Source organism: Devosia sp. (assembly GCF_028290645.1).
Taxonomy (GTDB): domain Bacteria; phylum Pseudomonadota; class Alphaproteobacteria; order Rhizobiales; family Devosiaceae; genus Devosia_A.
The window spans coordinates 1-6,844 of sequence record NZ_JAQGJL010000398.1 but is presented as its reverse complement, the minus strand read 5'-3'; the positions used below and the strand labels follow the sequence as shown (position 1 = coordinate 6,844).

General features: G+C 67.8%; 6 protein-coding genes and 1 riboswitch. Of the genes, 4 read left to right on the top strand and 2 right to left on the bottom strand.

What is annotated here, in order from left to right; genetic code table 11:
* Positions 1-796 (top strand): RNA polymerase sigma factor RpoH (gene rpoH, locus JWQ89_RS21110; RefSeq protein ID WP_299644397.1); only part of this gene is annotated, 796 nt, incomplete at its 5' end.
* A 229-nt stretch (positions 797-1,025) separates the two neighbouring features.
* Here the strand turns inward: rpoH and JWQ89_RS21105 are convergent.
* Entirely contained in the window at positions 1,026-1,724 is a 699-nt protein-coding gene (locus JWQ89_RS21105) for a thiamine diphosphokinase (protein WP_299644395.1), read from the bottom strand.
* A 26-nt stretch (positions 1,725-1,750) separates the two neighbouring features.
* Positions 1,751-1,848: riboswitch (TPP riboswitch) on the top strand.
* Positions 1,849-1,913: 65 nt separating this feature from the next.
* On the opposite strand from JWQ89_RS21105, the gene thiB reads away from it, so the two are divergent.
* From thiB to JWQ89_RS21090, 3 genes are read left to right on the top strand one after another with little or no spacing between them, the layout of a single operon-like run.
* Positions 1,914-2,906 carry a thiamine ABC transporter substrate binding subunit gene (gene thiB / locus JWQ89_RS21100; protein WP_299644394.1) on the top strand — a complete coding sequence of 331 codons (993 nt, stop codon included), beginning with the start codon at positions 1,914-1,916 and terminating at the stop codon, positions 2,904-2,906.
* Positions 2,863-4,497: a hypothetical protein gene (locus JWQ89_RS21095; RefSeq protein WP_299644391.1), complete on the top strand. Its 1,635-nt coding sequence runs from the start codon at positions 2,863-2,865 to the stop codon at positions 4,495-4,497. Before thiB ends, JWQ89_RS21095 begins: the two co-directional genes overlap by 44 nt.
* Positions 4,484-5,122: an ATP-binding cassette domain-containing protein gene (locus JWQ89_RS21090; RefSeq protein ID WP_299644388.1), complete on the top strand. Its 639-nt coding sequence runs from the start codon at positions 4,484-4,486 to the stop codon at positions 5,120-5,122. The genes JWQ89_RS21095 and JWQ89_RS21090 overlap by 14 nt, the downstream gene beginning before the upstream one ends.
* A gap of 209 nt (positions 5,123-5,331) precedes the next feature.
* Here the strand turns inward: JWQ89_RS21090 and JWQ89_RS21085 are convergent.
* The coding region (locus JWQ89_RS21085; RefSeq protein ID WP_299644386.1) for a hypothetical protein at positions 5,332-6,844 on the bottom strand (1,513 nt) is incomplete at its 5' end.

Here is a 6,844-nt window from a genome sequence, read left to right as displayed (position 1 = left end):
CGAGGAGTTCATGCTCGCCCAGCGTTGGAAGGAGCATCAGGATTCCGAGGCCGCCCACAAGATGGTCACCAGCCACCTGCGCCTGGTGGCCAAGATCGCCATGGGCTATCGCGGCTACGGCCTGCCGATCTCCGAAGTAATTTCGGAAGGCAACGTAGGCCTGATGCACGCCGTCAAGCGCTTCGAGCCTGAAAAGGGCTTCCGCCTCGCGACCTACGCGATGTGGTGGATCCGCGCTGCCATTCAAGAATACGTCCTGCGCTCGTGGAGCCTCGTCAAGATCGGCACCACGGCCGCGCAGAAGCGCCTGTTCTTCAACCTCCGGAAGATCAAGGGACAGATCGCCGCCCTCGACGACGGCAATCTCCACCCCGACCAGATCAAGCAGATCGCCACCACGCTCAACGTCACCGAGAACGACGTGGTGTCGATGAACCAGCGCCTCTCGGGCGACGCCTCGCTGAACGCGCCGATGCGCGCCGATGAAGGCGCCTCCGAATGGCAGGATTGGCTGGTCGATGATACGCCGGACCAGGAGACCACTCTCGGCGAAACCGAGGAATTCTCCGAGCGCATGGGCCTGCTCACCAACGCGATGAGCGACCTCAACGACCGCGAGAAGGCCATCTTCCAGGCCCGCCGCCTGCGCGACGATCCGGCCACGCTCGAAGAGCTGGCGCAGGAATACAATGTGAGCCGCGAACGCATCCGCCAGATCGAGGTGCGCGCGTTCGAGAAGGTGCAGGAGGCGGTCCAGAAGGCCGCCCACGCCAAGTCCCGCGAACAGGCGGCTTAACGGCTGCGCAGCGATAGTCACCAAGGCCGCCCATTGGGCGGCCTTTTGGTTCAGCGGAACGCGAGCTTCAGAGCGAGCCGACCCCCACCCCTGTCCCCTCCCCGCAAGGGGGAGGGAGACCAAAACACTAGATCCGGTGGTGGGGTCTCCCTCGCCCCTTGCGGGGAGGGGACAGGGGTGGGGGTCCACAGCCACCGGACACTCGGCTCAAGCCAACCGCCCCGAGCCCCTACCGCTTCTCCAACAGCAGCTTCGCAATCAGCCCCGCCAGATACCGCCGCGGCAGGATCAGCAGGTACGGCGCATGGACGCCCTCCTCCGGCACCACCGTGAACGGCCCCGCCAGCGCCTCGTTCGACGTGCCGGTCCGCACCCCCGGCGCCAACTTCACCGCATCGAGCGGATATTTCAGCCCCTCCGACCGCCAGAACGTCACCGGCGCCAGCGGATGGATCGAAACCCGGTCCCCCCGCTCGACCTCGAACGCGAACGCATCGGCCAACGCCACCGCCACGTCTTCCTCGTCCACCAGCACGATCCTGCGCCTCGCCGCATAGCGCGTCACCGCGTCGAGCGCTGCCAGCGTGTGGTCGAAGCGCCGGCCGGTCATCCCCATCGCCACCGTCACCGGGGCGCGGGTCGAATACAGCGCCTTCTCGAAATCGGTGGTCTCCTGCTCGGCGATCTGCATCAGCCGGGTCTTGCCGAGCCAGGCATGCGGGTTCTTGAGCGAGTCGAAATCGCCGATGATCAGCTCCGGCTTGAGCCCCGCCTCGACGATCTGGTCCGCCCCGCCATCGGCTCCAACCACATGGCCGCCTGAAGCATACAGCTCCCGCAGTAGGTCGAAATCGACCGTCCCGCCGCCGACGATGACCAACAGGTCGTCAAAGACCGCAACGGAAGTCTGGGGCGCATGCGCTTGCACGGGGGGAAAACTCTGTCTATCTGTCAGGTGTCTCGCTGGGGTGCTCCGGGTCTTCCGGAGCTGAGAGTTACCCATTGAACCTGAACCAGGTCATGCTGGCGGAGGAAGTTCGAGATGGCAAGGGCGCGAAAGCGTCTGATCCATGCACGTCCCCTTCATTCACATGGCCGCGAAACCGAAGGGAACGATATGCACTCGTTCATGCGCTTCGCGTTGGCGGCAGTTGTCTGCGCCATCGCCTTTCCTGCCCTTGCCGCGGACAAGCCCGTCCTCAACGTCTACACCTATGACAGCTTCGCCGCCGAGTGGGGTCCCGGCCCGGCCCTGAAGGCCGGCTTCGAGAAGACCTGCGGCTGCACCGTCGAGTTCACCACCGCCGAGGATGCCATCTCGACCCTGCGCAAGGTGCAACTCGAGGGCACCTCGACCAAGGCCGACGTGGTCGTCGGGCTCGACACCGCCACCTCCGGCGACGCCCGCGCCACCGGCCTCTTCGCCCCGCACGGCCTCACCCTCGAAGGCCTATCGCTTCCCTGGAGCGATGCCGACTTCGTCCCGTTCGACTACGGCTACTTCGCCTATGTCTACAACAAGCAGAAGACGCCGAACCCGCCCAAGTCCTTTGAGGAACTGATCGCGCTGCCTCCCAGCTTCAAGATCGTCATCGAGGACCCGCGCTCCTCCACCCCCGGCCTTGGCAATGTGCTCTGGGTCCAGGCGGCCTATGGCCACCGCGCTCCGGAGATCTGGAAGGGGCTGAAGCCGCACATCCTCACCATGACCCGCGGCTGGTCCGAGGCCTATGGCCTGTTCCTCGACGGCCAGGCCGACATGGTGCTGAGCTACACCACCTCGCCCGCCTACCATGCCATCGCCGAAAACGACGACAAATACGCCTACGCCCCGTTCACCGAAGGCTTCGTGCCGCAGGTGGAAGTGGCAGGGCTGCTGAAGAGCGCCGCAGAGGCCGAGCTCGGCAAGGCCTTCCTCGCCTTTCTCGTCACCCCCGAGGCGCAGAAGGTGATCCCGACCACCAACTGGATGTACCCGGTAATAGATATCGGCGCCGACCTGCCCGCCGCGTTCGGCACCCCGCCGGAGAAGGTCTTGGAGATCGACGAAACGACGTTGGCCGCCAATGGCCGGGCCTGGGTCGATGCTGCTCTCGCCGCGCTTGAATAGCCTCACCCTGCCCTATCGCCCGCTCCGGCTCATCGCCGGGGCGGGCATCGCGCTGGCCATTGCCGGGCTGGTGGTGCTGGTGCTGCTGGCGATCCTTGCGACCGCGGCAGGCGAGCCCTCGCAAGGCTCGCGCGTCGATGTCTGGCACCTCGTCTGGATGACCACCAGCCAGGCTGGCCTCAGCACCATCCTGTCGCTGATAGCCGGCGTGGCCCTCGCCTGGGCGCTGAACCGGCTGCGCTTTCCCGGCCGCGACCTCATCGTCGGGCTCTTCGCCTCGGCCATCGTCACCCCCGGACTGGTCGTCGCCTTCGGGCTCCTTGCCGTGTGGGGCCGCTCCGGCTGGGTGAACCAGGCGGCGCTGGCGCTTACAGGCCAATCGCTCGAAGTTCCGCTGTTCGGACTGGGCGGCATCCTCGCCGCGCATGTCATCCTCGACGGCACCTTCGCCGCGCGCATCCTGCTCTCCCGTCTCGACGCCATCCCCGAAAAACGCCTGAAAACCGGGCAGAGCCTGGCGCTCGGCCCCTGGCAGCGCTTCTCCGTCATCGACTGGCCGATGCTGCAGCCCTCGCTGCCCGGCCTCGCCGCCATCATCTTCCTCCTCGCCTTCACCAGCTTCCCCGTCGTGTTGCTGATCGGCGGCGGTCCCGCCAACCAGACGCTGGAGGTCGCGATCTACGCTGCGGTGCGGCTCGATTTCGACCTTCGGGGCGCGGTGACGCTCGCGCTGGTGCAGATCGGCATCTGCTCGGTGATCATCCTCGCCGCCTCGGCCTGTGCGCCGGTCTCTGCCAGCACTGGCACGTCAGCAGCGCCCCGCTGGCGCGACCGTGGCGTGGCCCGTGCCGCGCAGTGGCTCATCCTCGCCGTGGGCGTCCTCGGCTTCGCCCTGCCGCTGCTCGCCATCCTCTTCGACGGCATCGGCCCCGGCATCGTCGATGTCACGAGCCGCCCGAGCTTCTGGAAGGCCCTCGCCACCAGCCTCGGACTGGGCACCGGCTCAGCGCTGCTGACCCTGGCGCTGGCGCTCGGCATCGGCATGGGCCGCGCCGCCACCGGCTCGCCGCTCCTCCGCATCGGCATCGGCGCCCCGGCTTATGCCTATCTCGCGGTCCCCGCCGTGGTGCTGTCGCTCGGCGCATTCCTCCTCGTCCGCAACGCCGGCCTAATGCCCGAGGCCGCGGCGCCGGTCGTCGTGCTGGTCGCCAATGCCCTGCTGTCGCTGCCCTTTGCGCTGGCGACCCTGGCCCCGCCTCTCGATGCCATCGCCGAGCGCCGCGGTCGGCTGATCCGCTCGCTCGGGCTCACCGGCTGGCAACAGTTCCGCGCTGTCGAATGGCCGCTGATCGGGCGCGAGGCCGGGGTGGTGCTGGCCCTCGCCTTCTGCTTCTCGCTTGGCGATCTGGGCGTCATCGCCCTGTTCGGCACCGAGGATTTCGCCACCCTGCCGTTCGTCATGTACCGGGCGCTCGGGGCTTATCGCACCAATGATGCGGCGACCATTGCGGCGCTGATGCTGTGCATCAGCCTCGCCGCCTTCGTGCTGCTGCCGAGGCTGTTCGGAAGGCTCACCGATGCTTCAAGCTGATCACCTGACCTTCACCCACCTTGGCGCCAGCCGCCATTTCGACCTGAGCTTTACCGCGCTTCCCGGCGAAATCACCGCCGTCAGCGGCCAGTCGGGGGCTGGAAAGTCGACGTTGCTCGACCTGATAGCCGGGTTTTTGACGCCGTCGGCCGGTAGACTTTCGCTCGATGGCCATGACCTTCTGCCACTCCCGCCGGAGGCTCGGCCGGTATCGATCCTGTTCCAGTCAGAAACGCTGTTCGATCACCTGACGGCGGCCCGGAATATCGAGCTGGGACTGCCCCGGGGCACGCCGGCCGCGAAACGGGCGGCGCTGGTCGCCGCCGCCCTCGGCGAAGTCGGGCTGCCCAACCTGCTCCGGCAGCGCGCCGAAACCCTGTCGGGCGGCGAGAAGCAGCGCGTCGCCCTGGCGCGCACCCTGCTGCGCAACCGCCCCGTGCTGCTGCTCGACGAACCCTTCTCGGCGCTGGACGACGAGACGCGCGCCACCATCCGCCTGCTGGTGCGATCGCTCACCGAAAAGCACGGCTGGACGACGCTGCTGGTCAGCCACCATGCCGATGACGTCGAGGCGCTGGCGGCGCGGCGCTACCAGCTGGAAGATGGGAAGTTGCGGGAAGTGTGACTGCAGGTCCGGTTCGCGTGGACCCCCACCCCTGTCCCCTCCCCCTACCGGGGAGGGAGACCCTCCCACTGGCGTCGGCGTTTTGGTCTCACTCCCCCTACTTCAGGGAGAGGGAAAAGGGGGGGGTCCACAGCCACCAGCGCCTCCGATACCCCCGAAAACAAAAAACGCCCGGACCGGCCGGGCGTTTCGTCATTCGTACACCGCCATCAGTTCGAGGCGGTCTTGTTCCACTCTCCGACCACATCAGCGAACATCGTCTCGGCCGCTGCGTCCTTCTCGAGCGTAATGATCGCCCGCTTGCCGGTCGCATAGATGAGCGCGAGGTCGATCCACTTGCGTGAGGTCAACAGGTTGCTGTTGGCGGTCACATCGGCCGGCGAGGCGCTGAGGGCGAACAGGAACGAGTTGCCCACGACGCGTGCCGAAGCGCCGACCAGCGGCGTGCCCTGCACCAGTTCCTCGTTCTTCAGCAGCACGCCGGGCAGCCCGGCGATCGAGCCGCCGATGAAGCTGTCGGTTACCCGGAAATTGACTTCCATCAGGTGGCTGGCGGGGAGGCTCGCATCCGAATTCTTGCGGATCAGCACGTCGACCGCGAGGTTCCGCGCTGGGATGTTGGCCTTGCCGATCAGCGTCGGCAGGCCCATCTCGTCGGTCCCCTTGCTCCATTCGACCGTGCCCGAATAGGGCACTGCGCCCGTGGTGCCATTGTCCGAGGCTTCGAGCAGCAGCGACTGGCTGCCGGCCACATTGGTCGGATCGACCGCGGCGGCCGCCTGCTCGGCACTGGTCGCAGCCGGTGCGGTATCGGCGCCCAGGCGGGCCTCGGCGGTCGGTTCAACTAGCGGCAGCGCCTGCGTCTCGGCCACCGCTGACGGCTCGGCGCCGAGGCGGTCATCGGCCAGTTCGGCGGTCGGCGCAGCATTGTCGGCTGGCGTGTCGGTATTGCCCGGACCGGTAGCCGGCGCTTCCGCCGGAGTGCCGGCGGGCGTTGCCGGGATCGCCGCAACCTGCTCGGTTGCCGTCGCGCCACGGCCGAACATCTGGTCCAGATTGATGAAGCCCTCGCGCCAGGCCCAGAAACCGGCGCCGCCCGCGCCGACCAGCAGCACGGCGAAGACGATGAGGAAAATGGTGACGGCGCCGAGGCCGCGGCGGTCGTTCTCGGCCCGCGCACGCGGGAAACCGGCTTCGGTTTCACGCTCCTGCTTGGCGCGCTTCTGCTTGCCGCGCGGCTCGCGGGCATCGCGGGCGAAGCCGCTGGCCTTGGCCGCCTTGCCTTCGCGCTGCGGACGCATCGTCGAGGGCGCATCGGCCCTCAGGATCGAGGGCGCAAAGCCGTTGGCATGCACCGTCTGTTGGTCGCTGTCGTCATCGCCGTAGTCGACGCCGTTGATGACCTGCCCGTCCACATCGCCGTCGCCGCGCGCTTCGCGGTCGAGCGTTGCGATGGCACGATCGATCGCGCCCTGCGGATCGACCGGCTGGGGTTCCACCTCGACCTCGCGCACCGCCGACATCGCGGCCGCCACCGGCGGATCATTGAACAGCGCGATCGGTTCGGAAGCGACCTGGCGGGCCGCAGCCTGCCCGTTGCGGGCGGCCGGCTCGTGGCGCGGACCGGCGATCTCGCGGCGTGGCTCGAAGACGGGCCCGCGGGCGGCGCCGCCGATCGGCGCGCCGAACGCAGTGCTGCCGGTACGGCTCTTGGCGGCCTCG